The 26,253-nt window shown below is 74.3% G+C and carries 27 protein-coding genes; 22 read left to right on the forward strand and 5 right to left on the reverse strand.

Annotated elements, in window-relative coordinates; all coding sequences use genetic code 11:
• Positions 1–99: 99 nt before the first annotated feature.
• The gene (locus EAD96_RS09125; protein WP_121683949.1) at positions 100–2,214 is read left to right on the forward strand and encodes a molybdopterin-dependent oxidoreductase; all 2,115 of its coding nucleotides are present in this window, start codon (positions 100–102) and stop codon (positions 2,212–2,214) included.
• Between the two features lie 95 nt (positions 2,215–2,309).
• Positions 2,310–3,014 carry a CBS domain-containing protein gene (locus EAD96_RS09130; RefSeq protein WP_120570211.1) on the forward strand — a complete coding sequence of 235 codons (705 nt, stop codon included), beginning with the start codon at positions 2,310–2,312 and terminating at the stop codon, positions 3,012–3,014.
• A gap of 45 nt (positions 3,015–3,059) precedes the next feature.
• Here EAD96_RS09130 and EAD96_RS09135 read toward each other — a convergent pair whose 3' ends face one another.
• Genes EAD96_RS09135 through EAD96_RS09145 form a run of 3 tightly spaced genes read right to left on the reverse strand, consistent with a single transcriptional unit; the run spans position 3,060 to position 6,249 of the window.
• Positions 3,060–4,397, reverse strand: a complete 1,338-nt coding sequence (locus EAD96_RS09135; RefSeq protein ID WP_121683950.1) for a hypothetical protein — start codon at positions 4,395–4,397, stop codon at positions 3,060–3,062.
• Positions 4,394–5,212: a sugar phosphate isomerase/epimerase family protein gene (locus EAD96_RS09140; RefSeq protein ID WP_121683951.1), complete on the reverse strand. Its 819-nt coding sequence runs from the start codon at positions 5,210–5,212 to the stop codon at positions 4,394–4,396. The genes EAD96_RS09135 and EAD96_RS09140 overlap by 4 nt, the downstream gene beginning before the upstream one ends.
• Positions 5,212–6,249 (reverse strand): zinc-binding dehydrogenase, encoded by a 1,038-nt coding sequence (locus EAD96_RS09145; RefSeq protein ID WP_121683952.1) that lies wholly within the window; start codon positions 6,247–6,249, stop codon positions 5,212–5,214. The genes EAD96_RS09140 and EAD96_RS09145 overlap by 1 nt, the downstream gene beginning before the upstream one ends.
• A 121-nt stretch (positions 6,250–6,370) precedes the next feature.
• Between EAD96_RS09145 and EAD96_RS09150 the strand changes: the two genes are divergently transcribed.
• From EAD96_RS09150 to EAD96_RS09170, 5 genes are read left to right on the forward strand one after another with little or no spacing between them, the layout of a single operon-like run.
• Positions 6,371–7,762, forward strand: a complete 1,392-nt coding sequence (locus EAD96_RS09150; protein WP_121683953.1) for an ABC transporter substrate-binding protein — start codon at positions 6,371–6,373, stop codon at positions 7,760–7,762.
• On the forward strand, positions 7,759–8,718 hold the full coding sequence (locus EAD96_RS09155) for a carbohydrate ABC transporter permease (protein WP_047891261.1): 960 nt from the start codon (positions 7,759–7,761) through the stop codon (positions 8,716–8,718). Before EAD96_RS09150 ends, EAD96_RS09155 begins: the two co-directional genes overlap by 4 nt.
• Positions 8,718–9,584, forward strand: a complete 867-nt coding sequence (locus EAD96_RS09160; RefSeq protein WP_121683954.1) for a carbohydrate ABC transporter permease — start codon at positions 8,718–8,720, stop codon at positions 9,582–9,584. Before EAD96_RS09155 ends, EAD96_RS09160 begins: the two co-directional genes overlap by 1 nt.
• 22 nt (positions 9,585–9,606) lie before the next feature.
• A complete protein-coding gene (locus EAD96_RS09165; protein WP_121683955.1) occupies positions 9,607–10,209 on the forward strand; it encodes a phosphatase PAP2 family protein in 603 nt (200 codons plus the stop codon).
• 32 nt (positions 10,210–10,241) lie between these two features.
• Positions 10,242–10,847, forward strand: a complete 606-nt coding sequence (locus EAD96_RS09170; RefSeq protein WP_121683956.1) for a bifunctional 2-polyprenyl-6-hydroxyphenol methylase/3-demethylubiquinol 3-O-methyltransferase UbiG — start codon at positions 10,242–10,244, stop codon at positions 10,845–10,847.
• A gap of 77 nt (positions 10,848–10,924) precedes the next feature.
• Here EAD96_RS09170 and eccB read toward each other — a convergent pair whose 3' ends face one another.
• Entirely contained in the window at positions 10,925–12,334 is a 1,410-nt protein-coding gene (gene eccB, locus EAD96_RS09175) for a type VII secretion protein EccB (RefSeq protein WP_121683957.1), read from the reverse strand.
• 877 nt (positions 12,335–13,211) lie between these two features.
• Here eccB and trxA point away from each other — a divergent pair.
• The 14 genes from trxA to EAD96_RS09250 all read left to right on the forward strand — a co-directional run bounded on the left by trxA (position 13,212) and on the right by EAD96_RS09250 (position 23,967).
• Positions 13,212–13,562, forward strand: coding sequence for a thioredoxin (trxA, locus tag EAD96_RS09185; protein WP_120570220.1), 351 nt, complete (start codon positions 13,212–13,214; stop codon positions 13,560–13,562).
• 53 nt (positions 13,563–13,615) lie between these two features.
• Positions 13,616–13,885: a metal-sensitive transcriptional regulator gene (locus EAD96_RS09190; protein WP_120570221.1), complete on the forward strand. Its 270-nt coding sequence runs from the start codon at positions 13,616–13,618 to the stop codon at positions 13,883–13,885.
• A gap of 139 nt (positions 13,886–14,024) precedes the next feature.
• Positions 14,025–15,425 (forward strand): MBL fold metallo-hydrolase, encoded by a 1,401-nt coding sequence (locus EAD96_RS09195; RefSeq protein ID WP_121683959.1) that lies wholly within the window; start codon positions 14,025–14,027, stop codon positions 15,423–15,425.
• Between the two features lie 86 nt (positions 15,426–15,511).
• A complete protein-coding gene (locus EAD96_RS09200) occupies positions 15,512–16,096 on the forward strand; it encodes a rhodanese-like domain-containing protein (RefSeq protein ID WP_120570223.1) in 585 nt (194 codons plus the stop codon).
• Entirely contained in the window at positions 16,093–16,989 is an 897-nt protein-coding gene (locus EAD96_RS09205) for a sulfite exporter TauE/SafE family protein (protein WP_121683960.1), read from the forward strand. Before EAD96_RS09200 ends, EAD96_RS09205 begins: the two co-directional genes overlap by 4 nt.
• Positions 16,928–17,536, forward strand: a complete 609-nt coding sequence (locus tag EAD96_RS09210; protein ID WP_120570225.1) for a bifunctional 2-polyprenyl-6-hydroxyphenol methylase/3-demethylubiquinol 3-O-methyltransferase UbiG — start codon at positions 16,928–16,930, stop codon at positions 17,534–17,536. The genes EAD96_RS09205 and EAD96_RS09210 overlap by 62 nt, the downstream gene beginning before the upstream one ends.
• Positions 17,537–17,617: 81 nt before the next feature.
• A complete protein-coding gene (locus EAD96_RS09215; protein ID WP_091427232.1) occupies positions 17,618–18,328 on the forward strand; it encodes a spermidine synthase in 711 nt (236 codons plus the stop codon).
• Between the two features lie 72 nt (positions 18,329–18,400).
• The gene (locus EAD96_RS09220) at positions 18,401–18,580 is read left to right on the forward strand and encodes a hypothetical protein (protein WP_018787202.1); all 180 of its coding nucleotides are present in this window, start codon (positions 18,401–18,403) and stop codon (positions 18,578–18,580) included.
• Positions 18,581–18,681: 101 nt separating this feature from the next.
• Entirely contained in the window at positions 18,682–20,361 is a 1,680-nt protein-coding gene (locus EAD96_RS09225) for a long-chain-fatty-acid--CoA ligase (protein WP_121683961.1), read from the forward strand.
• A 47-nt stretch (positions 20,362–20,408) separates the two neighbouring features.
• Positions 20,409–20,627: a hypothetical protein gene (locus EAD96_RS09230; protein WP_013477083.1), complete on the forward strand. Its 219-nt coding sequence runs from the start codon at positions 20,409–20,411 to the stop codon at positions 20,625–20,627.
• 86 nt (positions 20,628–20,713) lie between these two features.
• Positions 20,714–21,805 carry a winged helix DNA-binding domain-containing protein gene (locus EAD96_RS09235; protein ID WP_121684017.1) on the forward strand — a complete coding sequence of 364 codons (1,092 nt, stop codon included), beginning with the start codon at positions 20,714–20,716 and terminating at the stop codon, positions 21,803–21,805.
• A gap of 40 nt (positions 21,806–21,845) precedes the next feature.
• Positions 21,846–22,400 carry an AAA family ATPase gene (locus EAD96_RS09240; RefSeq protein WP_121683962.1) on the forward strand — a complete coding sequence of 185 codons (555 nt, stop codon included), beginning with the start codon at positions 21,846–21,848 and terminating at the stop codon, positions 22,398–22,400.
• Positions 22,397–23,167 (forward strand): maleylpyruvate isomerase N-terminal domain-containing protein, encoded by a 771-nt coding sequence (locus tag EAD96_RS09245; RefSeq protein ID WP_121683963.1) that lies wholly within the window; start codon positions 22,397–22,399, stop codon positions 23,165–23,167. The genes EAD96_RS09240 and EAD96_RS09245 overlap by 4 nt, the downstream gene beginning before the upstream one ends.
• A 32-nt stretch (positions 23,168–23,199) precedes the next feature.
• On the forward strand, positions 23,200–23,967 hold the full coding sequence (locus tag EAD96_RS09250; RefSeq protein WP_121683964.1) for a trans-aconitate 2-methyltransferase: 768 nt from the start codon (positions 23,200–23,202) through the stop codon (positions 23,965–23,967).
• Here the strand turns inward: EAD96_RS09250 and EAD96_RS09255 are convergent, their stop codons facing one another.
• Positions 23,968–24,894, reverse strand: a complete 927-nt coding sequence (locus tag EAD96_RS09255; RefSeq protein WP_233585580.1) for a LysR family transcriptional regulator — start codon at positions 24,892–24,894, stop codon at positions 23,968–23,970.
• An 83-nt stretch (positions 24,895–24,977) separates the two neighbouring features.
• Between EAD96_RS09255 and EAD96_RS09260 the strand changes: the two genes are divergently transcribed.
• On the forward strand, positions 24,978–26,246 hold the full coding sequence (locus EAD96_RS09260) for an MFS transporter (protein ID WP_305034159.1): 1,269 nt from the start codon (positions 24,978–24,980) through the stop codon (positions 26,244–26,246).
• Positions 26,247–26,253 lie beyond the last annotated feature (7 nt).

Genomic DNA, 26,253 nt, shown 5'->3' on the forward strand with positions numbered 1-26,253 from the left:
GGGGGCGGGTACCCGCCCCCGCTCCGGCCAAACGCCCCACCCACCGGGAGGCGGAAAAGCCGGAGGGCAGCCGGCCGGTCGCGTCGGTAGCATCCGCGCATGGGACCCGTCACCACCCACCCCGGCGCCTGCCCGCTGGACTGCCCGGACACCTGCGTCTGGCAGCTCACCGTCGAGGACGGCCGGGCGGTCGCGTTGCGCGGCGACCGCGACCACCCGTTCACCCGGGGCGCGCTCTGCGGCAAGGTGAACCGCTACCTGGACGCGGTCAACGGACCGGACCGGCTCACCACGCCCTGGGTCCGCACCGGCCCGAAGGGCGCGGGCCGGGTCGCGTACCGGCCGGCGAGCTGGGACGAGGCCGTCGACCGGGTGGCCACCGGGCTGCGCGCGAGCATCGAACTCCACGGCCCGGAGTCGGTGCTGCCCTACTACTTCGCCGGCACCATGGGCCTGGTCCAGGGCTGGACCATGGGGCCCCGGCTCTTCGCCCACCTGGGCGCGTCCCGGCTGGACACCACCATCTGCACGGCGGCGGCGCGGGCCGCGCTGCGCTCGCTCTACGGCGCCTCGGTCGGCTTCGAGCCGGAGTCGATCGTCGAGGCGGGACTGATCGTGCTCTGGGGCGCCAACCCGCTCGTCACCAACCTGCACCTGTGGCCGTTCGTGCAGCAGGCCCGCGAGCGCGGCGCGTACGTGGTGACGATCGACCCGCTGCGTACCGACACGGCGGCCCGCAGCGACGAGCACGTCGCGCCGCTGCCGGGCACCGACGCGGCGCTCGCGCTCGGGCTGATGCGGCACGTCCGCGACGCCGGGGCGGCCGACGAGGCGTGGCTGGCCGCGCACACCACCGGCTGGCCGGGGCTGGCCGCCCGGCTCGACGACTGGCCGGTGGAGCGGGCCGCCGCCGAGTGCGGCCTGCCCGCGGAGACCATCCGCCGGCTCGGCGAGCGGATCGCCACCACCCGGCCCACCGCGATCCGGGTCGGGCTGGGCCTGCAACGGCACCACGGCGCCGGGCAGGCGATCCGGGCCATCTGCGCGCTGCCGCTGGTCACCGGCGACTTCCGGTACCCCGGCGGCGGGGCCCTGGTGACCACCAGCGGCCACCACCCGGTCGACAACGGCCCGGTGATCCGGCCGGCCGGCATGCCCGCCCCGGCGGCCCGGTCGCTGAACATGAGCCGCCTGGCCGCCGTGCTCGCCGGGGAGGCGGACCCGCCGGTCACCTCGCTCGTGGTGTTCGACGCCAACCCGGTGGCGACCGCCCCGGACCAGGCCCGGCTGCTGGCCGGGCTGCGCCGCGCCGACCTGTTCACCGTCGTGCTGGAGCAGCGCTGGACCGACACCTGCGACTACGCCGACGTGGTGCTCCCGGCGACCATGCAGCCCGAGCACCTGGACCTCCAGACGTCCTACGGGCACCACTACACGACGCTGAACCTGCCGGTGACCCGCGCGCCCGGCGAGGCGCTGCCGAACACCGAGATCTTCCGGCGGATCGCCGCCGCGCTCGGGATCGACCACCCGGCGTTCCGGGACAGCGACGAGGACCTGGCCCGGCAGTTGCTGGCCGGCGCCCCGATCACGTACGAGGAGCTGCGCGAGCGCACGTACGCCCGGCTCACCGGCGTGCCGGTGGGTTCCGCGCCGTACGCCGAGGGCGGCTTCCCCACGGCGGACGGGCGGGCCCGGCTGCACGACCCGGCGCTGGCCGCGCTCGGGGTGGACCCGCTGCCCGGGTACACGCCGCCGGCCGAGGCGGCCGATCCGGAGCTGGCCCGCCGGTTCCCGCTGACGCTGCTCACCCCGGCCAACCGCTACCTGATGAACTCCACGTTCGCCTCGCTGCCGTGGCACACCCGCCGCGCCGGCCCGCCCCGGGTGCACCTGCATCCGGCCGACGCGGCGGCGCGCGGGCTCGCCGACGGCGACGCGGTCCGCGTGCACAACGACCGGGGCGCGTTCCTCGCCGCGGTGGCCGTCGACGAGGCGACCCGCCCGGGCCTGGCGTTCACGTACAAGGCGTACTGGGCGCGGCGCAGTCCCGGCCGGTCCACCGTCAACGCGGTCACCGCAGTCCGCGACACCGACCTGGGCGAGGCGCCGACGTTCCACGACTGCCGGGTGGAGGTCGAGCCGGTGCCGGCCGCGCTGCTGACCGCCGAGCCGCCCGCCGACGAGGTCGCCGAGCCCGTCGCGGCCGGGTGATTCGGGACCTCCGGCCCCCTCACCTGGTCTTTGCGCCCCTGCTCCGGCCCTGCTCCGCCGCCTAGCGTCGGAGGCGGACAACAGGGAGGTTCGCCATGCGTACGTGGCAGGTGCAGGACGTGATGACCAGGGACGTGGCGTCGGTACGGGAGGGCACGGCGTACCGGGAGATCGTCGACGTGCTGACCGGACGGCACGTCACGGCGGCGCCGGTGGTGGACGAGACCCGCCGGGTGCTCGGCGTGGTCTCCGAGGCGGACCTGATGTACAAGGTGGAGTTCCTGGGCCGGCCCCAGGAGCGGCGGATCCTGCCGGACCGCCACCGCCGCGAGGCGCGGGCGAAGGCCGGCGCAACGCTCGCCGCCGACCTGATGACCGCTCCCCCGGTCACCGTCGCGCCGGATGCGACGATCGTCGAGGCGGCCCGGCTGATGGACGCGCGCGGCGTGAAGCGGCTGCCGGTGGTCGACGACCTCGGCCGGCTGGTCGGCATCGTCACCCGGGGTGACCTGCTCAAGGTGCACCTGCGCCCGGACGCCGGCATCCGGCGCGACGTGGTCGAGGAGGTGCTGTGGCGCAGCCTCGGCGTCCCCGGCGACGTGGTGGACGTGACTGTGGACCGGGGCGTGGTGACGCTCACCGGCCAGGTGGAACGCCGGTCCACCGCGCAGCTCGCGGTACGGCTGACCCGGCAGGTCAGCGGCGTGGTCGAGGTGGTCGACGCGCTCGGCTACGCGATCGACGACGCGCCGATGGCGGCGTTGCGCATCGGCGGCGGCACCCCGGCCGGCATCGCCTGAGCCCGGACGTACCGGTGGCGTCGGCCCGTGCCGGCGCCACCGGTGTCACTCCTGGGCGAGCGCGTCCAGCACCAGCGCGGCGGTCCAGCTGAACGCCGGTGAGCCGAGACCGGCGCCGGTGTCCGGGTGGAAGTACTCGTGGCAGCCGGCCCGGTCGACCAGGTCGAGCAGCGACTCGCGCAGCCCGGCGGCCAGGTCGGCGCGGCGGTGCGTCCGCAGGCCCTGCCAGAGCAGCCAGCCCGTGTTGATCCAGCTCGGGCCGCGCCAGTAGCGCAGCGGCTCGAAGTCCGGCGCGGTGCGGTCGTACGTGGGCAGTGGCCGGTCCATCCGGGCGGCCAGCCCGAAGCGCGGCGAGCACGCCTCGGCCAGCAGCGCGGCCACCTGGGCGGCGGGCAGCTCGGGCAGCGCGAGCGGCATCAACCCGAGCACGGTCCGGGCCGGCACGAGCCGGTCGGCGCGGACGTCGCGGGGGCGGAACGTGCCGGTGACCGGATCCCAGAGCCGGGTGACGAGCGCCTCGGTAATGCGGGCGCCCCGGTCGCGGTGCGGTCCCGGGTCGGCGCCGATGACTGTGGCGATGCGCGCGAGCGCGTACTCGGAGACGCCGAGCGCGGCGTTGACGAGGGGGCACTCCACCAGGAACGGGTGCCTCCCGAGCAGTCCCTCGTCCCGGTAGCGGCCGGCCCGGTAGCTCTCCACCAGCGCGACGTAGCGCGCGTAGTCCAGGTCGGTGGGGCGCTGCGAGGCGTCGGCGTGCGCGGTGTCGTGCCGGCGGTACGCGCGCATCACCGACTCGTCGGCGGGCACCCCGGCCAGTGGCGCGTCCCAGGCGGGGCTGTTGTCCAGCCCGGACTCCCACGGGTGCACGATCGACGCCAGCCCGCCCCCACCGGCGTCGCGCCGCCCGGTCAGGTAGCGCTGCTGCGCGACCAGCCTCGGGTAGAGCCGCCGCAGCGCGGCCACCGACGCCTCACCGGGCGCGCGGCGGTGCACCAGCCAGGCGGCCGGGGCGTGCACCGGCGGCTGGACGATCCCGGACGTGGGCCGGGCCGGCGCCCCGTCGGCGCGCGCCGAGTCCCAGAACTGCGGGCCGGGGAAGTACGGCCCGACGCGCGAGGCCGGGTTGAACACGATGTGCGGCACCCGCCCGTCGACCCACTGCGCGGCGAACAGCGTGCGCAGCTCCCGCCAGGCCCGGTCGGGACGGACGTGGGCCAGGCCGATCGCGATGAACGCCGAGTCCCAGCTCCACTGGTGCGGGTAGAGCGTGCGCGACGGCACGGTGTGGTCGTGTTCCCAGTTGGCGTCCAGGGTGGCCAGCGCGAGGCGGCGCAGCCGGGCGTGCCGGTCGGCGTCGGCGCGTACCCCGGTGGTCAGCGTCATGCGGCGGCCCGCCGGGGACGGGCCTGGGCCAGCGCGGTTGCGGCCTGGCGCAGCGCGGCGACCGGCTCGCCGCGCAGCCGGCACTCCAGCGCCAGCCAGCCGGTGTAGCCGATCGCGTCGAGCGTGGCCAGCAGCGCACCCCAGTCCAGGTGCCCGGCGCCGGGCTGGTGCCGGTTGGAGTCGCTGACCTGCACGTGCCCGAGGTACGGCGCGGCGGCGCGCAGCGCGGCGTGCGGGTCGTCCTCCTCGATGTTCATGTGGTACGTGTCGGCGGCCACCCGCAGCGCCGGTGACCCGACCGCGCGGCACAGCTCGACGGCCTGGTCGAGCCGGTTGACCATGTGGTCCTCGTACCGGTTGAGCGGCTCCAGGAACACGGTGACCCCCTCGGCGCGGGCGTGCCCGGCCAGCTCGCCCAGGGCGTCGACGAGCACCCGCCGGTCGCCGTCGGCCGAGCGTGGTGGTTCGAACGGGGGCAGCCGGCGGGAGAACATGCCCCAGGCGGCGGGCGTCATCGCGCCGACGCCGCCCAGCTCGGCGATCACCGAGAGCTGGGAGCGCAGGTTGTCCACCGCGTCTCGGGAGCGGCCCGGGTCGAAGTCGCCGACGAAGTGGTCCATCTCGACGCAGACGGTCGGCATGACCACGCCGGCGGCGCGGGCGCGGCGCAGCTCCGGCAGCCGCCGGGCCAGCGCGAGATCACCGCGTCCGCGCAGCTCGATGCCCTGGTAGCCGAGGGAGACGGCGAGGGCGTACTTCCGGGTCAGGTCGGTGCCGGGAAGCAGTTGCTCCTGGCAGGCAAGCGGAATGTCCATCAGAACCTCAGCACCACTTGGAGGACGTCACCGTCACCGCGGTCGAGCAACGCCAGGGCGTCGGCCACCGCGCCCGCGTCGACGACGTGGCTCACCAGCGGCAGCGGGTCGACGCTGCCCTCGGCCACCAGGTCCATGAAGGTGTGTGCGATCCGCGTCCCGGACCACCGGCCGGCCGTGCCGGGTGCCGGGTCCGGCCCGGAGACCTGGGCGGCCACGAGCTGGATCCGGTTGTGGTGGAACTCCTCGCCGAGTTCCAGCCCGTGGGCGTACCCCTGGTAGAAGCCGGCGGCGACGACGCGGCCGGCGTGCGCGGTGGCGCGGATCGCCTCGTGCAGCGCCGGGTACGACCCGGACAGCTCCAGGCAGACGTCGGCGCCCCGGCCGTCGGTGGCGGCCCGCAGCGCGGCGGCGGGCGACTCGGCGGCGACGTCGACCACCCGGCGGGCGCCGAGCCGAGTGGCGTACGCGAGCCGGCCCGGCATCCGGTCGACGGCGACCACGCGGGCGCCGGAGAGCGCGGCCAGGCGCGTGCCGAGCAGCCCGATCACGCCCTGCCCGAAGACGCCCACCCAGTCGCCCAGGTGCAGGTCACCGGCGAGCACGGCGGTCAGCGCGATGGCGCCGGGCCGGGCGAACACGGCGGCGAGCGGGTCGAGGCCCGGTGGCAGCGGATGCGCCGCCGTCGCGGGGAGCACCGCCTCGGCGCGGTGCCCCCAGATGCCCCAGACGAGCTGGCCGGGCCGCCGCCCGGCCACGTCTGGGGCGACCTCGACGATCTCGCCGACCTCCTCGTATCCGAAACCCACCACCGGGTACGCGGGCGTGGCCTGGCGGGGCACGAACATGCGGGCACCGGCGTCCCAGTCCTTGCGCAGGCGCGGGTTGCTGCCCCGGTAGAGCGTCAGTTCGGTGCCGGCGGAGATGCCCGAGTAGCGGGTGCGGACGCGGATCTGGCCCGGACCGAGCCGGTCCGTGGGGCAGGGCTCCAGGCGTACGTGCCGGGGCCCGGCCAGAGAGACAACCCAGTTGCTCATGGCGTCGCTCCGAGGGAAGTGCCGACCCCGATTCTAACCTAAAAAATGGGCATATGTGATTAGATCGATGAATCGATGGGTATTAGCGGCAGGCCGTGCTCTTTCGAGAGGAGTGCCACCGATGTCATCACCCTCCACGCGGCGGCTCGCAATCAGCCTGATCCTGGCACTGGCCGGGACCGGCATGGCCGCATGCAGCGACGACGGGCAGAAATCCGACAGTTCCCAGATCACCGTCTGGAGCCTGGAAGACGTGGCGGACCGCGTCGCCGCCACCAAGGCGATCATCGCCGACTACACCGCCAAGACCGGCGTCAAGGTCAACCTGGTCACCGTCAACGAGGACCAGTTCCCGTCCCTGATCGCCTCCAGCGCCGCCGCCGGCGACCTGCCCGACGTGGTCGGCTCGGTCTCCCTGGCCGGGGTGCGCACGCTGTCCAGCAACGAACTGGTCGACGCCGACGCCAACGCCGCCGTCGTCGACCGGCTCGGCCGGGACACGTTCACACCCCGCGCGCTGGAACTCACCGGCGACGGCGGCAAGCAGCTCGCCGTACCGAGCGACGGGTGGGGCCAGCTGCTCGTCTACCGCAAGGACCTGTTCGCCGCCGCCGGCCTGCCGGCGCCCGACACGTACGAGAAGATCGCCGCCGCGGCGGCCAAGCTGAACACCGGCGGCGTCGCCGGCATCACCGCGGCCACCTCCCCCGGCGACGTGTTCACCCAGCAGACGTTCGAGCACCTGGCGCTGGCGAACAACTGCCGGCTCACCGACGACTCCGGCAAGGTCACGCTCGACTCCCCCGAGTGCGTCGAGGCGTTCCGCTTCTACGGCGACCTGATGCGCAACAACTCGGTCAAGGGCGCCCAGGACGTCGACACCACCCGGGCCACCTACTTCGCCGGCAAGGCGGCCATGCTGATCTGGTCACCGTTCATCCTGGACGAGCTGGCCGGGCTGCGCGCCGACGCCCGGCCGACCTGCCCGCAGTGCCAGTCCGACCCGGCCTGGCTCGCGAAGAACAGCGGGTTCGTCACCGCGATCAAGGGCCCGAACGGCACCGAACCGGCCCAGTACGGCGAGGTCAGCTCCTGGGCCGTGCTCGACGGCGCGGCCGACCCGGCGAAGTCGTTCGTGGAGTACACGCTCTCCGACGGCTACCCGCGCTGGTTCGGCATGTCCCCCGAGGGGCGTTTCCCGGTGCGCACGGGCACGCCGGAGGACAAGCAGAAGTTCCGGACCGCCTGGAACACCAGCCCGGCCGGGGTGGACACCAAGAAGCCGCTGTCCGAGGTCTACGGCGAGGACGTGCTCGCCACCCTGCGGCGCAGCCCCGACACGTTCCAGCGCTGGGGCCTGACCGAGAACCAGGGCAAGCTCGTCGGCGCCATCCTCGGTGAGCTGCCCGTACCCAAGGCGCTCGCCGACGTCGTCGGCGGCAGGTCCGACGCCCGCGCCGCCGCCGAACGCGCCCGCAAGGACGTCGAGGCGATAGCCAAGGGCGTCAATTGACCACCACCGCGCCGGAGGCCGGCCGCTCCCCCGCACCGGAGCGACCCCGCCGACCCGGCCGACGCCCGCTGACGCTGCGCCGCCGCGAGTCCCGCGCCGGGCTCGCGCTGGTCACCCCGACCCTGCTCGTCGTGGTCGCGGTGATCGGCATACCCATCGTCTGGACGGTGGTGCTGGCCTTCCAGCGGGTACGCCTGGCGACACTGCGCAAGACCGGCCTGTTCGGCGAGCTGACCCTGGACAACATCGACCGGGTGCTGCACACGCCCGGGTTCGCCGACACGCTCTGGACCACTGTGCTCTACAGCGTCGGCGGCACCGCCGGCTCGATCGTGGTGGGCCTCGCGGCGGCGCTCGCGGTACGCGGGCCGTTCCGGGGCCGCACGCTGGTCCGCGCGTCGATGCTGCTGCCGTACGTGGCGCCGGTGGTCGCCATGACGTTCGTCTGGCAGGTCATGCTCGACCCGCAGCTCGGCATCGTCAACGACTGGGGGCGGCGCTTCCTCGGCTGGGATCAGCCGGTGCCGTTCCTGTCCCAGGAGTCCACCGCGCTGTGGACGGTGATCGCGTTCGAGGCGTGGCGCTACTTCCCGTTCGCGTTCCTGTTCCTGCTGGCCCGGCTCCAGGCGGTGCCCGGTGAGCTGGAGGAGGCCGCCCGGGTCGACGGGGCGACACCCACGCAGCGGTTCCGGCACATCCTGCTGCCGCAGCTCATGCCGGTGATCGCGCTGATCGGGGTACTGCGGTTCATCATGACGTTCAACAAGTTCGACGACGTCTACCTGCTCACCGGCGGCGCGGCCGGCACCGAGGTGGTGAGCGTGCGGGTCTACCAGTTCCTCACCGCCCGTACCGACATCGGCGCGGCCGCCGCCCAGGCGGTCGTCCTGGCCGTGGTGCTGCTCGTGTTCGTGGCGATCTACCTGCGCTTCTTCGGCGCGCGACGGGAGGCGTGATGGACCGGGACCGGATCGAGACGGTCAGCCTGCGCTGGCTGCGCCGGCTGGTGATCGCCGGGTTCCTGGTGGTCACGCTGCTGCCGTTCTGGTACATGCTGGTGCTGTCGGTACGCCCGATCGAACGCCTGCTGCTCGACCCCGGCTCGCTCTGGGTGCCGTTCGGCGAGCTGACCGTCGCCACGTACGCCGAGGTCCTCAAGTCCGTCTCGGACGGCGGCCAGGGCTTCCTCACGTTCATCCGCAACAGCGGCCTGGTGGCGCTGGCCGCCACCGCGCTCACCCTGGTGGTCGCCATTCCCGGCGCGTACGCGGTGTCCCGCCTGCGGTTCTTCGGCCGCCGGCAGGTCAGCGCGCTGTTCCTGGCGGTCTACCTGTTCCCGTCGATCGTCATCGCGATCCCGCTGTTCGTGGTCTTCACCCGGGCCGGGCTGCGCGGGTCGCTGACCGGCCTGGTGCTCGTCTACATCTCGCAGACGCTGCCGGTGTCGGTCTACATGCTGAAGAACTACTTCGAGACGATTCCGGTCAGTCTGGAGGAGTCGGCGGCGATCGACGGCGCGGGCCGCCTCGGCATCATCCGCCGGGTCAGCCTGCCACTGGCCGCGCCGTCGGTGATGGCCGTCGCGCTGTACGACTTCATGATCGCCTGGAACGAGTACCTGTTCGCGCTGCTGTTCCTGGTCGACCGGCCGGACCGGTGGACGGTGTCGCTGGGGCTGTCCCTGCTCGCCGACGGCGTCGAGGTGCCCAAGACCGTGCTGATGGCCGGCTCGGTCATCCTCACGCTGCCGATCGTGGTGCTGTTCTTCGCCGGGGAACGCCTGCTCACCGAGGGACTCACCAGCGGAGCCGAGAAGGGGTGAGCGTCCGTGCCAGGATGATCGGGTGCGAGCATCACGGGAGGACCGGGCCGGTGCGCGGGCGGCCCGGCTGCTCACCGAGGCGCTCGCCCCGACCGTCCTGGTCACGGCGCTGCCGCTGATCGCCGCCGCCCGGGTCAGCCACTCGATCGGCCAGTTCCTGCTCTGGGGCGGCATCGCGCTGACGTTCTGCGCCGTCATCCCGATCGGCGTGCTCGTGCACGGCGTACGCCGGGGACGGCTCACCGACCGGCACGTCGGCGACCGCACCCAGCGGGCCCGGCCGCTGTCGATCGGGCTGGCCTCGGTGGCGGCCGGGTTGCTGCTGCTGGCTGCGGTACGCGCACCCGCCGAACTGTTCGCCGTGATCGTGGTGGTCTTCGTGGTCGGCGCGGCCTGCGCGCTGGTGAACCACTGGTGGAAGCTGAGCATCCACGCCGCGGTGGCCGCCGCCACCGTCGCCGTGCTGGTCCCGCTGGCCGGCCCGGCCGCGAACGTCGGCTGGGCGCTCGTCGCGGCGGTCGGCTGGTCCCGGGTACGCCTGGGCGACCACACCTGGCCGCAGGTGCTGGCCGGTGTCGCGCTGGGCGGGCCGCTCGCCGCCGGCACGTTCCTGGCGCTCGCCTGACCCGCTGACGCAAGATCAGCTACGGTGGCCTCATGGGCAAGCCGACCCGCTGGGTGACCGACACGAAGCCCGGCCACTCGCAGTGGTACGTGGACCGCTTCCGTCAGCTCGCCGCCGAGGGCGCCGACCTGGCCGGTGAGGCGCGGCTGCTCGACGCGCTCGTACCGCCCGGCGCGCGCGTCCTGGACGCCGGCTGCGGCACCGGCCGGGTCGCCGCCGCGCTCGCCGCACGCGGGCACGACGTCGTGGGCGTGGACGCCGACCCGACGCTGGTCGAGGCGGCCCGCGCCGACCACCCCGGCCCCCGCTTCCTGGTCGCCGACCTGGCCGAGCTGGACCTGGCCGCCCAGGGTGAGGCGGAGCCGTTCGACGCCGCGGTGCTGGCCGGCAACGTGATGGTCTTCGTCGCGCCCGGCACCGAACGCGACGTGCTGGGCCGCGTCGCCGCGCACGTACGCCCGGACGGGCTGGTGGTGGTCGGCTTCGGCACCGACCGCGGCTACCCGGTGGCCGACCTGGACGCCGACGCGATCGCCGCCGGGCTGCGCCCCGAGCACCGCTTCGCCACCTGGGACCTGCGGCCCTGGCGGGACGACGCCGACTTCGCGGTGACGGTGCTGCGCCGCCCCGCCGGCTGACCGCCGTCCTTCTCGGCCCGGTGCGGCCCACGCCCGGTGCGTTCGAGCCCGGTGCGTTCGAGCCGGCCGCCCGGCGCTCAGGCGGGTGCGGCGACAGTGCGGGCGGCCTCCGGGTCGAGCGGGCTGCCGGCCGGCAGCAGGTCCACCAGGCCCGCCGGCAGACGCGCCGGGCGCACGTCCGCGTACCCGAGCATGCCCGGCACGTCGGCGCCGGTCAGCGCGTACCGCCGGCCCAGGTCGGTGACCACGCAGATCGCGCCGCCAGTCGCGCCCGGCGCGGGCACCGCCTCCACCAGCGCGCCGCGCCCCGGCTCGACCACCACCTCGTCGGCGAGCCCGGCCCGGCCGCCCGGTGTGCGTGCGGCGGCGGACTGGTCCGGCGCGGCGACGCCGAGGCGGAGCTCGCGGACACCGGTGTCGTCGCCGGCCCGCGCGCAGAGCGCTCCCTCCGCGGCGGCCAGCCGGGGCGGTACGGCGGGCGGCGCGGTCGGCCCGCCGGGCACCAGACCGGGCAGCTTCGGCAGCGCGGCGAACCGGCCGAGCGTGATCGGTTCCGGATCCCGCTGGCCGGTGCGGGCCAGCAGCAACGCGGCCTGCAACTCGGTGATCGCCGCCAGCCCGCCGCGCTGGGCCACCGCGTACTGCCGTCCGCCACCGGAGTTGCGCACCAGGTAGACGTCGCCCACGCTCGCGCCGGTGACCCGCTCGGACGGCTCGCCGAGGTCGGCCACCGGCGGCGGGGCCAGGTCGGCGCCGGCCGGGAGCGTGTTCAGCAGCGCAGCCGCCACCGGCACCGCCCGTTCCCGGGTGGCGGCGAGCGCGGCGAGCACCCGGTCGGTGTCGCGCAGCAGGTAGCGCCGGTCGTGCCAGAGCAGGTGCAGGCCGCCGTCCGGATGCCGGGCGAGCAGGCCCTGATCGCCGAGCGCCCGGCCGCCGGTGGCCTCCCGCCCGATCAGCAGCACCGAGCGGGCCTCGCCGCGCCCCGCCGCCGGCCGACCGGTCTCCGCGCGCCCGGCCTCGTCGCCCTCCACGGAACAGAGCGTCCAGGCGTCGCGGACGAGCCGGTTCGACGCGGGCAGCGAGTCCGGCGCGTCGGCGATGCCGAGCGGCAGGCCGCGCGGCACCCCGTCGATGGCGCGGCGGCCGACCAGCACCGTCTTCGGCCGTTCCGCCCCGATGATCAGCAGGGCGGAGGCGTAGTTGAGGACGGGGTGCAGCCTGTCGTCGCGGTAGACGAACCGCGCACCCGACTCCTTCTCCACGATCACCGCGCCGGTCTCGCGCCACGAGTCACCGCCGCCGGTGAACAGACCGTAGAGCGCGACGCCGCCGAGCGCGATCGCCGCGACCAGGACGCTCGCCAGACCCGCTCCGGCCAGCCGGCGGAACGGCGACTGCGGCGGGTCCGTCTCCCGCATGACGAGCGCGGCGACCGCCCGCTGGACGGTGAACTGGTACGAGTGCAGCTGGTCCTGCCGCGACGCCATCTGATCCCTTCCCGCCGGGATGGTCGGCGCACAGGATAAGCGCTCCGTCGATGCCCCGGCGACCCTGCGTGTCCCTCACCAACCCTTCGTCGTCGCCCCGCTCCGCCAGTACGCCGAGGTGGCCGCATCCCACCGCCCCGGACCCCACCACCTCCCCGATCTGAAGTCGATCAAGCACGGGGGTGAGCTCCCGCGCCGGGCCCAGTTCGCCTGAGGGGCCGATACAAGGCCCGCCCACGCCAGGCCCGGCGCAAGTACGCCGAAGTGGCTGCATCACACCGGCCCGGACCCGACCACATCCCCGAACTGGAGTCGATCACGCCACGAGGTGTACATCCGGCCCCACTTCGCCCGAACACCGACACGGCGCGCCCGCGCCACACCCCAGCGCAAGCACGCCGAGGTGGCTGCATCACACCCACCCGGACCCGGCCACCTCCCCGTAGTGCAGTCGATCTAGGTACGGCACAGGCAGCCCAGCCATCAGCCAAGGCCCGAGCCCTGCATAGCCCTTCACAGGCACCGCACCCAGTGGGACAGCGGCGTTCGCCACGCCGAAGCACTCACCCGCCACACCACCTCCCCGAAGTGGCCGCATCACACCGGCCCGGACCCGGCTACCTCCCCGAAGTGGAGTCGATCAAGACATGGGCTGGAAGCCCGCCCCGCTCGAAGCACCTGCCCGCCGACTCCCCGAGGTGGCTGCAGTACATCCCCCACCCGGACCACACCACCTCCCTGAACTGGAGTTGATCGAGGCGGCCGGACCCGTCAAGGGTGGAGTTGCATCGAGGCGCGCCGACCGGAGCACCCACGCGGAATGGATACCCCCGGGGGTGTGTTACACATGCCGGAACCCGAAACAACGGAGGTACTGATGGCCAGCGTGGCGTTGACCACCACCGACTTCGCAGAGACCGTCAACCGGGACGGCATCGTCCTGGTCGACTTCTGGGCCGGCTGGTGCGGCCCCTGCCGGGCGTTCGCGCCGGTCTACGAGAAGTCCAGCGAGCAGCACCCGGACATCGTCTTCGGCAAGGTCGACACCGAGGCCGAGCCGGCCCTGGCGGCCGCGGCCCAGATCCGGTCGATCCCGACACTGATGGCGTTCCGGGACGGCGTGCTGGTGTTCGCCCAGCCGGGCGCCCTGCCGACGGCCGGACTGGAGGAGCTGATCCGGGCCGTGCGTGACCTCGACATGGACGAGGTCCGGGCCAAGACCGCCTGACGGGTGGCGGCACGGGTACCCCCTGGGGTATCTTCGAGAGCAGGAGGTGGGACGTGAAGCTTCGACCTGAGATGACCGGCGACGCGCTGACCCGGCTCAAGCGGGCCCGGGGGCAGCTCAACGCCGTCATCGAGATGATGGAGAACGGCGAGGACTGCCGCGCCGCGCTGACCCAGCTCGCCGCGGTCTCCAAGGCCATCGACCGGGCCGGGTTCAAGATCATCGCCTCCGGCATGCGCTACTGCGACGCCGCCCGCCAGGCCGGCGAGGAGCCGGAGATGACCGAGGAGGAGCTGGAGAAGCTCTTCCTGTCACTGGCCTGACGGCGCCCGCCTGACCGGCTGAATCCCGCCCGGGTCGCGTGACCGCGACGCGGGTGGGTAAGCACCTGCCTGGAGATCCCAGGCCGCAGACTGTCCCGCACATACCCCCCGGGGTATATAGGCAACGAGAGGAACCGGCATGACCCTCGACGTGTCCGTCATCGCGACCTCCTCGCTCGGCGACCGCAGCTACCTCGCCTCCGACGGCCGGGTGGCGATCGTGGTCGACCCGCAGCGCGACATCGACCGCATCCTCTACCTGGCCGGCACCGAGGGCGTACGCATCACCCACGTGGTCGAGACGCACATCCACAACGACTACGTCTCCGGCGGCCTGGAACTGGCCCGGATCACCGGCGCGCAGTACCTGGTGGCCGCCGCCGACACGGTCGAGTTCGACCGGACCCCGGTGTCCGACGGCGACACCGTGCCGGTGTCGGACACGATGCGGCTGCGGGTGATCGGCACCCCGGGTCACACGTTCCACCACCTGTCGTACGCGCTCGACGAGGCCACCGACGGCGGCTGGACGCCGGCCGGTGTGTTCACCGGCGGCTCGCTGCTGTTCGGCACCACCGGCCGCACCGACCTGCTCGGCCAGCAGTACGCGCACGAGCTGGCGCACCACCAGCACGCCTCGGCGCGCAAGCTGGCCGACCTGCTGCCCGACGGCGCGCAGGTGTGGCCCACGCACGGCTTCGGCAGCTTCTGCTCGGCCAGCCAGGCCGACGCCCCCGAGTCGACGATCGGCCGGGAGAAGGAGGCCAACCCGGTGCTGCGGCTGGCCGCCGACCGGTTCGTCACCGAGACGCTGGCCGGGCTGGACGCCTACCCGGCGTACTACGCCCACATGGGCGTCGCCAACGCCGCCGGTCCCGCCCCGGTCGACCTCACGCCGGTGGCCCGCGCCGACGCCGACGAGCTGCGCCGCCGTATCGCCGCCGGCGAGTGGGTGGTCGACCTGCGCCACCGCAAGGCGTACGCGGCCTCGCACCTGGCCGGCACCGTCAGCCTCGGCCTGGACGGGCCGATGTCGACGTGGCTCGGCTGGCTGATCGACTGGGGTGTGCCGATCACGTTCCTGGCGCAGACCCCGGAGCAGGTCGCCGACGCCCAGCGGGAACTGGTCCGCATCGGCATCGACCGCCCGGCCGCCCAGGCCACCGGCGAGCCCGAGCAGTGGACCGCCGACCCGTCGCAGCTGCGTGAGCTGCCCGTGGCCGACTTCGACGCGCTCGCCGCCGCGCAGGCCGGGAACACCCCGGCCGGGCTGCCCGAGCCCCAGGTCGTCCTCGACGTGCGGATGACGAACGAGTGGAAGGCCGGGCACATCGACGGCGCGGTGCACGTGCCGCTGCCGGACGTGCCGAAGCGGTTCGCCGACATCCCCGCCGGAACGGTCTGGGTGCACTGCGGCTCCGGCTACCGGGCCACCGCCGCCGCGTCCCTGCTCGCCAACGCCGGCCGTGATGTGGTGCTGATCGACGACTCGTACGGCCGGGCCGAGACGGCCGGCGTACGCATGGCGCCCACCGCCTGACCTCTCCCCCAGCGCCCGGCCGGCGTGTCCCCACGCCGGCCGGCGCTGGACCCTGCCCGAAAACACCCGCTGAAGGAGACCGAAGCATGACCACGACCACCCCCACCACCATCGACGCGGCGACCCTGCGCGAGCTGATCGCCGCCGGCCGTACGCCCCGGATGCTCGACGTGCGCACCCCCGGCGAGTTCGAGGCGGCGCACATCCCCGGCGCGTACAACGTGCCGCTGGACCTGCTCCGGGAGCACCGCGCGGAGCTGCGCGGCCACCTGGACGAGGACGTGGTGCTGATCTGCCGCTCCGGCGTCCGGGCGAGCCAGGCCGGTCAGGCGCTCGGCACCGTCGGGCTGCCCAACGTGAAGGTGCTCGACGGCGGCATGCTGGCCTGGCAGGCCACGAACGCCCCGGTCAACCAGGGCCGGCCGCGCTGGGACCTGGAGCGCCAGGTACGCCTCGTCGCCGGGTCGATCGTGCTCGCCGCCGTCGTCGGTTCGGTGTTCGTCCCCGGCCTGAAGTGGGTCGCCGCGTTCATCGGCGCGGGCCTCACGTTCGCCGCGCTCACCAACACCTGCGCCATGGGCATGCTGCTGAGCAAGCTGCCGTACAACCGCGGCGCGAGCTGCGACCTGGACACGATCGTGGGGCAGTTGCGCGACGGGAGCCGCAGGTGACGACGCTGGCGCTGACGCTGGCCGGCGCGGTGCTGATCGGCGTGACGCTGGGCCTGCTCGGCGGCGGCGGGTCGATCCTCGCCGTGCCGCTGCTGGTCTACGTCGCCGACCTGCCCGCCAAGGAGGCGATCGCCACCTCGCTGCTCGTCGTCGGCGTGACCAGCGCCGTCGCCGTGCTGCCGCACGGCCGGGCGAACCGGGTCCGCTGGCGCACCGGGCTCGTCTTCGGCGTGGCCGGCATGACCGGCGCGTACGCGGGCGGGCGGCTGGCCGAGTTCGTCCCGGCGGACGTCCTGCTCACCGGGTTCGCCCTGATGATGCTCGCCACCGCGGTCGCGATGCTCCGGGGCCGCCGGTCCACCGAGGGCCGGCCGGCGCCGTGCGAGCTGCCGGTGCTGCGGGTGATCGTCGACGGTGTGGTGGTCGGCCTGGTCACCGGTCTGGTCGGCGCGGGCGGCGGCTTCCTGGTCGTACCCGCTCTGGCCCTGCTGGGCGGGTTGCCGATGCCGGTCGCGGTCGGCACCTCGCTGGTGGTCATCGCGATGAAGTCGTTCGCCGGTCTGGCCGGCTACCTGTCCAGCGTGCAGATCCACTGGGGGCTGGCCGCCGGGGTCACCGCCGCCGCCGTCGTCGGCAGCCTGCTCGGTGGCCGGCTCGCCGGGCGGATCCCGGCCGACCTGCTGCGCCGGGGGTTCGGCTGGTTCGTCGTGGTGATGGGCGTGTTCGTGCTCGCGCAGCAGTTGCCGCCGGTCTGGGGACTCGCCGTGGGAGCGCTTGCCGTGGCCGGTACGGTCACCTTGGCGGTGTGGGGCCGCCGAAGGAGGGAACACAGTGGACAGCAGCGCCTGGGACAGCCGGTACGCCGACACGCCCGGACTGGTGTGGAGCGCTGAGCCCAACCGTTTCGTGGTCGAGTCGGTCGCGGGGCTGACTCCCGGGTCAGCGTTGGACATCGCCGCCGGCGAGGGCCGCAACGCGGTCTGGCTGGCCGGTCAGGGCTGGCGGGTGAACGCGGTGGACTTCTCCGCGGTGGCCGTGGACCGAGGGCGGGAGATGGCGGCCGCGCGGGGCGTGACGGTCGACTGGCGGGTGGCGGACGTGACCGCGTACCGGCCGGTGCCGAACAGCTACGACCTGGTGCTGATCAGCTACCTGCACCTGACCGCGCCGGAGTTCGCCGGGGTGCTCGCCGCGGCGAAGTCCGCGTTGCGCCCCGGCGGCACGCTCGTGGTGGTGGGCCACGATCTGGCCAACCTCTCCGGCGGCATCGGCGGCCCGCAGGACCCGGACGTGCTGCTCACGCCGGAGTCGGTGGTCGACGGGCTGGCCGGGCTGCGTGTGCAGCGGGCCGAGACGGCCCGCCGGCCGGTGCCGGCCACCGACGGCGGCACCGTCGACGCGCTGGACACCGTCGTGGTGGCCACCCGCCCCGCCGACTGACCGCCGTCCGCCGCCGTTCCGCCGGGCCGGGCCGGGACCGGCCGGTAGCATCCGGGGACGGATCGGCGGAGAGGACACCGGGTGGGCGCGCGTTTCGAGGAACTGGCCTGGCGTGAGACGCCGATCGGCGAGATCAGCCTGCGGCGGCGCCGTGACCCGGCGCTGGACGCCGAGGTGTACGAGGTGAAGCTCGACGACGAGTACCTCATGTCCAGCGCCTTCCCGGTCGCGGAGATCGAACTGGCGCGGCTCGGGCTGGCCCCGCTGACCGGGGACGCGCTGGACGTGGTGGTCGGCGGGCTCGGCCTCGGCTACACCGCGCGTACCGCGCTGGAGGATCCGCGGGTGCGGTCGCTGGTGGTGGTCGAGGCGATCGAGGACGTGATCGATTGGCACCGCCGGGACCTGCTGCCGTTCGCCGCCGGTCTGGCCACCGATCCGCGTACCCGGTTCGTCCGGGCGGACTTCTTCGCCGCGGTCGCCGGCGGCGGCCTCGACCCCGACGAGCCCGGGCGCCGCTTCCACGCGGTGCTGCTGGACGTGGACCACTCCCCCCGCCAGGTGCTGCACCCCAGCCACGCCCCGTTCTACACGGTCGACGGGCTGCGCCGGCTGGCCGCGCTGCTGCACCCGGAGGGCGTCTTCGCGCTGTGGTCGAACGACCCGCCCGACACGGCGTTCCAGCGCACGCTGACCGAGGTGTTCCCGACCTCGGTGGCGCACGTCGTCCGGTTCCCGAACCCGTTGCAGGGCCGGGAGGCGGCGAACACCGTGTACGTGGCCCGGCACTGATCCACCCGGCGGCGCATGCCCGCACGAGCAGCGGGAAAGCGCACGGCCCACCGTACGACGGGAGGCTGGGACATGCGCGCGTTGCTCTGGGTGGTCGGCGTGGTCGCCGGTGTGCTCATCCTGCTCGGGCTGCTGCTGGAGGCGGTCCGCTGGCTCGTCATCATCGGCGTGATCGCGCTCGCCGCGGTGATCATCTTCGGAATCGTGAAGGGCCGGCGGGTGGTGCACCAGCATTCGACCCGCCGACGCTGACCTGCGGAGAGTGTGACCCACCCGGCAACCTACGTAAGCGTAGGTTACCGGGCGGTCAAGTTAGGCTGGGGGCGTCATCCGCGCGACGAGGAGTAACGGCGATGGACGCGACCGCCCAGCGACCCTGGACCCGCAGCTATGCACCCGGCGTGCCGGCCGAGATCGCCGAGCCGGACGGCTCACTCGTCGACCTGCTCACCGAGGCGGCCGGACGGTTCGGTCCCCGGGTCGCGCTCGACTTCTACGGCGCCACCACCACGTTCACCGAGCTGGCCGACCAGGTGGCCCGCGCCGCCGAGGCGCTGCGCCGGCTCGGCGTCGGCCCGGGTGACCGGGTGGCTCTGGTGCTGCCGAACTGCCCGCAGCACGTGGTCGCGTTCTACGCCGTGCTGCGCCTCGGCGCGGTGGTCGTCGAGCACAACCCGCTCTACACCGCCGACGAGCTGGACCGGCAGCTCACCGACCACGGTGCGACGGTCGCGATCGCGTGGGACAAGGTCGCGCCGCTGGTGGCGGGACGCGGCGCCGTGCGTACCGTGGTGGCGGTCGACCTGACCGCGGCGCTGCCGCGGCTCAAGCGGTGGGCGCTGCGGGTGCCGCTGCCGAAGGTCCGCGCCGCCCGGGCCGCGATGACCGCCCCCGCGCCCGGCGCCCTGGCCTGGTCGGACCTGGTCGCCGCCGCCGGGCCGCTGCCCGCCGGCCATCCCGCGCCGGAGGCCGGGGACGTGGCGCTGCTCCAGTACACCGGTGGCACCACCGGCGAGCCCAAGGGCGCCGTGCTGACGCACCGCAACCTGCGCGCCAACGCCGCGCAGGGCCGGGCCTGGGTCCCGGGCCTGCGCGACGGCGCGGAGACGGTGTACGCGGTGCTGCCGCTGTTCCACGCCTACGGGCTGACGCTCTGCCTCACCTTCGCCGTGAGCATCGGGGCCACGCTGGTGCTGTTCCCCCGCTTCGACGCCGACCAGGTGCTCGACGCGGTCCGCCGCCGCCCGCCGACGTTCCTGCCGGCGGTGCCGCCGGTCTACGCGAAGCTGGCCACCGTCGCCCGCGAACGCGGCGTCGACCTCACCTCCATCCGGTACGCGCTGTCCGGCGCGATGTCGCTGCCACCGGCCACTGTGGAGCTGTGGGAGCAGGTGACCGGCGGCCTGCTGGTCGAGGGGTACGGGATGACCGAGACGTCCCCGATCACAGTGGGCAACCCGGTCGCGCCGACCCGCCGCCCCGGCACCGTGGGCGTGCCGTTCCCCTCCACCGACGTGCGCATCGTCGACCCGGAGGACCCGAGCCGCGACCGCGCGCCCGGCGAGGCCGGCGAGCTGCTGGTGCGCGGCCCGCAGGTGTTCTCCGGCTACTGGCACCGGCCCGAGGAGACCGCCAAGGTGCTGCTGCCGGGCGGCTGGATGCGTACCGGCGACATCGTCACCATGGACGCCGACGGCTTCGTGACGGTGGTCGACCGGATCAAGGAGCTGATCATCACCGGCGGCTTCAACGTCTACCCGTCCGAGGTGGAGGAGGCGCTGCGCCGCGTCCCCGGCGTACGTGAGGCCGCCGCCGTGGGGATGCCCACCGACGACGGTGAGGAGGTCGTCGCCGCGGTGGTGGTCGACCCGGCGGTGGCCGGCACGCCGGAGGCGATCCGGACCTCGTGCCGCACGCACCTGGCCGGCTACAAGGTGCCGCGCCGGGTCGTGATCGTCGACGAGCTGCCGTACTCCCAGATCGGGAAGATCCTGCGCCGCGAGGTCCGCGAACGGCTGCTCGCCGCCCGCTGACGGGGCTGCCCGTTTGCCGCCCTGGCGGCAGGGGTAGACGGGCATCCATGGTGGACTCACGGGGCAAGTCAGTCGGTCGTTACGTCATGCGTCTGGTCGGGGGTGTGGCCGTCATCTTCGGTCTGCTCGGCATCTTCGGCACGCTCGCCGAGGGCAACCTGTTCGGAATCGTGTTCAGCCTCATTCTCATCGGCGGCGGGGTGTTCCTGCTCAAGCGCTCCGGCCCGGACCGGCGGACGGACTCCGCGCCGCGCGCCGCCCGCTGACGGCACCCGGCGCCACGCCGGCCCGCGCGCTGCGCCGGACGTGTCGGTGCGCCGGACGTGTCGGTGCCGGCGCCTACGCTGTGGCGATGGTCGACAGACGTCAGGTCATGGCCTTCCGCGTGCGCGCCCAGCAGCTCGACCGGGCCGAGGGTTCGCTGGCCGGCACCGCCGTGCTCGACATCGGCGTGCAGGACACCGGCCCCGACGGCGGCCGGTGGGCGCTCGCCGCGCGCGGTGTCGACGTGGCTCCGCTGACCGGCGACGACCTGGTCCTGCTCTGGACCGTACGCGGCGCCCCGCACCTCTACCGCCGTGCCGACGTGGGCGCGGTGGCCGCCGCGGTCGAGCCGTTCTCCGACGCCGACGCGGGCAAGCGCATCTACGACGCGGCGAAGCCGTTGAAGGCGGCCGGAATCGGCATCGTCGCCGCGCTCGACGAGGTGGCCGCGCGGATGCGGGAGATCGTCCGCACCCCGACGGTCAAGGGTGAGGTCTCCGGGCGGCTCGCCGAGGTGATGCCGGAGCCCTACCTGCGGTTCTGCCGGCCGTGCGACACGACCCACCTCTACGAGATGCCGTTCCGGCTGGCCGCCGTGCGCGCCGGCCTGGAGCTGCGGCTCGACACGTCGCCGCCGATCCTGGAACGCATCCCCCGATTCCGTCCGGCCGACGCCCCCGGCGACCGGTTCGACCTCGTCCGCGCCTACCTGCGGCTGCTCGGCCCGGCCACCCCGAAGCACGTGGCCGACTACCTCGACGCCTCGGTCAAGGAGGTCAAGGCCCGCTGGCCGCGCGACACGGTCGAGGTGAGCGTCGACGGCGAGACGCGCTGGCTGCTCGCCGCCGACGAGGCCGCGCTGGCGTCGGCCGAGACCACGACGACGCGCCTGCTCGGCCCGTTCGACCTGTTCCTCCAGGCGAAGGACCGGGCGACGCTGGTGCCGGACGCGACCCGCGTCAAGGAGCTGTGGCCGGTGCTGGGCCGCCCCGGCGCGGTGCTGGCCGACGGGGAGCTGGCCGGCACGTGGCGGCCCCGCAAGTCCGGCCGGACCTTCACCGTCGCCGTTCAGCAGTGGCGCAAGCTCACCGGCAGCGCACGCGACGCGGTGGTGGCGGAGGCCGAGCGCCTCGCCGCGTACCGGGGCGTGCCGCTGGCCGGCGTAGACTTCGCCGCCTGACGGGGACGTCGGACCCGCCGGGCGATGGCATCATGATCGCGTGATCGTCTGGGTCAACGGTGCGTTCGGTGTCGGCAAGACGACCACCGCGCGGCTGCTCACGAGCGCGCTGCCGGACGCGCGGCTGTTCGACCCGGAGTTCCTCGGCTCGATGCTCACCGCGTTCGTCGCCTCCCCCACCGGAGACTTCCAGGACCTGCCGCTGTGGCGTCACCTCGTCGTGCAGACGGTCACCGGGCTGGACCGGCACCACGCGGGCGTCTGGATCGTGCCGATGAGCCTGCTCGACCCGGCGTACCGCGCGGAGATCCTCGGCGGCATCCGCGCCGCAGGCGTCGACGTCCGGGAAGTCGTGCTCACGCTCCCCGAGGACCGGTTGCGGGCCCGCATCGACGCCGACCAGGTGGAGGTCGGCGCGCGCGCCTGGCGGCACGACCACGTCGACCGCGCACTGGCCACGTTCGCGTCGGCGACCGACGCCCGTCTGATCGACGCCTCCGCCCCGCCCGAGCAGGTGGCCGACGCCGTCGCCGCGCACGTGCGCGCCGAAACTCGCTGTCGGGCTTCCGGGCACGGTGGTAGACAGCCGGGGTGACCGAACCCCTGACGTTTACCGATCGACTGCGGCTGATCGACGACCGGGCGGCCGCGTTCCGGGACGCGGTCGCCGCCGCGCCGGACCTCGACGCGCCGGTGCCGACCTGCCCCGAGTGGACGCTGTTCGACCTGGCCCGGCACATCGGCGAGGGACGCCGCTCGTGGGCGGCCACAGTCGCGGCCGGACCGGAGGCGTCCGGACGGGCAGCGCCGGACGGGCCGGGCGCGCCCCGGGAGCGCACGGCGCTGCGGGACTGGCTGGCCGAGTCCACCGAGCGGTTGCTGGTCGCGCTGCGCGACGCCGGACCCGATCGGGGCTGCTGGACGTGGTGGGACACGTCGCAGTCGCCGCAGAACTGCGGCGCCGTCGCCCGGCACCAACTCCAGGAGGTCGCGGTACACACCTATGACGCGCAGCTCACCGTGGGCGCACCGCAGCCGGTGCCGGTCGAGGTGGCCCTCGACGGCGTGGAGGACTTCCTGTCCACCTGCTGCGCGACCACTGTGCCGTGGCCGTACGAGCCTGCCGTCCTCGACTACCACGTCACCGAGGGCGGATGGTGGCGCGTGCGGCTCTCCCCCGCCGGCGTACGGGTCACCCGCCTGCCTGCCGGAGCCGATGCGGGCCCGGCCGACACCGTCGCCAGTTCCAGCGCCGGTGATCTGGTCCTGGCCTTCTACGGCCGGATTCCGCTGGACGCGCTCAGCATCGAGGGCGACCGTCGCGTGCTCGACCGGATCGCGGCGTGGGACCCGGACGCGTAGCCCGGCGGCCCGAGCGTGGAAGGATGATCCGTATGCCGGATCGCGCGTTGAGCTTCGGAGCGGCCGCCCAGGCGTACGAGCGGTTCCGGCCCGGCTATCCCGAGGAACTGGCCGATCTGGTGCTGGCGTACGCGGGCCGGCCCGTCCGGAGCGCCCTGGAGATCGGTGCCGGGACCGGCAAGGCCACCCGGCTGTTCGCCCGGCGCGGCATCGCGGTCACCGCCACCGACCCGGACGCCGCGATGCTCGCCGAGCTGCGCCGGCACGTGCCTGCGGACGTCCGGGTCCGGCAGGCCGCGTTCGAGCAGTTGCGCGCCGGCGGGCGGCACGACCTGGTGTACGCGGCGGCGGCGCTGCACTGGACCGACCCGGACCGCCGGTGGGAGCGGGTCGCCGGGCTGCTCACGCCCGGTGGCGTGTTCGCCTCGTTCGGCGGCCCGCTGCGGCTGGCCGACCCGGCGCTGCGCGACGCGGTTGCCACGGCCCGCGCCGAGTTTCTCGCCGACGACGAGATCCCGTCGCCGGACGGCACGCCGCCGGCGGTCGGCATGCAGTGGCCCGGCACCGAGCTGCGCGCGTCCGAGTGGTTCGCCGACGTGCGCCAGTCGGAGATCGAGCGGCGGATCACGATCAGCGCCGACGACTACGTCGGTCTCCTGTCGACCGTCTCGGCCTATCTCGAACTGCCCCCGAACGTACGCGAGCAGGTGTTCCGCCGCGTCCGGGACGTCCTACCCGGCATTGTCGAGGTCACCGCCGACGTCACGGTCCACCTGGCGCGGCGGACGTCGCAGCCCTGATCATCCGGCCCACGAGGGCCGCCAGACCGGACCGGTCAGCGCCGGGAGGCCCGCGAAGTGGCGGATCACCGGCCGCAGCCCCGGGTGCGGGCCGGTCCGGGGCAGCATGAGGTTGATCGGGTACGCGAGCACCGGACCCGCGATCGGGATGCGGCGCAGGTCGTGGCCGCCGGGCCAGAGGTAGCGGTCCCGCGCGCCGACGAGCGTCGCCGCGTCCGCCGAGTCCGCGAGCGTGTCGAGGAGCACCTCGGTGCCGAAGTTCGGCCCGGTCGCGTCCACCCACAGGTCGAAGGCGTCGGCGAGCTGCTCGTAGAACTCGCCCCACTCGCTGCCCGGCACGATGCCCGGCACCCGGAGCCGGTGTCCGCGCAGCTGGGAGGGCGTGAGCGTGCGCGCGAACGCGAGCGGATGCCGGGGCCCGGCGAGCAGTTGCAGCGGCGAGTCGAAGGCGCGGACCATCCGTACCTCGGGCGGCAACGCGGCCGGGTCGGTGACGGTGCGGAACGCGGCGTCCACGTCGCCGGCCCGGACCGCGGCGGCGACCTGCCGTGGGTCGTCGACCCGCAGCGTCACCACGTCCAGGTCGACGCCCGGGTGCGAGCGCCAGTAGTCGTGCAGCAGGACGGCCTGCGCGCTGCGCAGGCCGAGCACGTCGATGCGCGGCGCCCGCGCGCCGGGCCGGACCGCGGCGACCGCGCGGTCCGCGCCCGCGACGACGCCCCGGGCGTGCGGGAGGAACGCCCGGCCGTCGTGTGTCAGCTCGACCCCCCGGGGTGTACGGGTGAACAGGCGCACTCCCAGCTCCCGCTCCAGCGCGGCGATCCGCTTCGACACGGCCTGCTGGGTGACGCCCAGCTCGTCGGCGGCGTGCCGGAACTGCCCGAGTTCGGCCGCCCGCACGAACGACCGCACCGCCTCGCTGTCCACCGGCCCACAGTAGGCGGGTCCAGCCGATGGTTGTGGCGCGCCGGGCGGCGGTTGTTTGCTGCGGCACCCGCGTGGCCGGTCTGATGCGCGGGGCATCGGCGACGGGGGCGGGCGTGCGGAGACGGGGATCGGATTTCGGGTGGCTGTGGTCGGCCTACGCGGTGAGCACGTACGGCACCTGGCTGGCGTTCGGCGCGTTTCCGCTGATCGCGGTGCGGGTGCTGGATTCGTCGGCGTTCGCGGTGTCGCTCCTGGAGGCGGCCGGGCTCGCCGTGGCGGCGGTGCTGGCGGTCCCGCTGGGCCCGTGGGTGGCGTACCGGTCCAAGCTGCCGGTGATGGTCGCGACGGATCTGGTCCGGTTCGCGGCGCTGGCGAGCGTGCCGGCCGCGTACGCGCTCGGGGTGTTGTCCTACGGCCAGTTGCTCGTCGTCGCGGTGGTCTGCGGGACGGCCGGCATCACGTTCACCGCCGCGTCCGGGGCGTACCTGAAGAGCCTGGTCCACGGTGACGGGCTGCTGGCGGCGAACGGGCGGTTCGAGGCGACGAGCTGGGCCGCGACGGCGGCCGCGCCGCCGCTCGGGGGCGCGCTCGTCGGGCTGCTCGGCCCGGTCGTCACCATCACCGCCGACGCCGTGAGCCACCTGCTGTCGGCGCTCGCGGTACGGCGGATCCGGGCCGGCGACACGGCGGCGCCCCGCGTCCCGGCGGGCGGCTCGCGGGCCGCCGGCCTGGGCGCGGGCTGGCGGTTCGTGCGCCGCGACCCGGTGCTGTGGCGGCTGTTCCTCAACTCGGTGCTGGTCGGCGGCCTGATCATGGCGACCGCGCCGTTGCTGGCGGTGCTCCTGCTGGGTGAGTACCGGGTGGCGGCCTGGCAGTACGGGCTGGTCTTCGGCGTCTCCGCGCTCGGCGGCGTGCTCGGCGCACGCCTGAGCCCGCGCCTGGTGCGGCGGTACGGGCGGCAGCGGGTGATGACGGTGTCCGGCTGGCTGCGGTCGATCGTTCCGCTCGGTCTCGCGTTCACCCACCCCGGGACCACCGGACTGCTGACCGTGATCGCCGTCGAGTCGGTGCTCATCACGTGCATGGGCGTGTTCAACCCGATCTACGCGACCGAGCGCCTGCGCCGGACCCCGCAGGCGCACACCGCGCAGGTCCTGACCGCGTGGAGCGTCACCGGCCGGCTCACCCAGGCCGCGTTGATGACCGTGTGGGGCGTCCTCGCCACCGTCGTCGGCCCGCTCGCCGCGATCACCGTGTCCGGGGTGCTGCTGCTCGCCACGCCGCTGCTGCTGCCGGCGCGCCGGCACACACGCGACCCGGAGCCCGCACGCCCGGCCGCTGCGGTCTCCTGAACCCGGC

It is taken from the genome of Micromonospora sp. BL1 (assembly GCF_003667485.1).
GTDB classification, from domain to species: Bacteria; Actinomycetota; Actinomycetes; order Mycobacteriales; family Micromonosporaceae; genus Micromonospora; species Micromonospora tulbaghiae.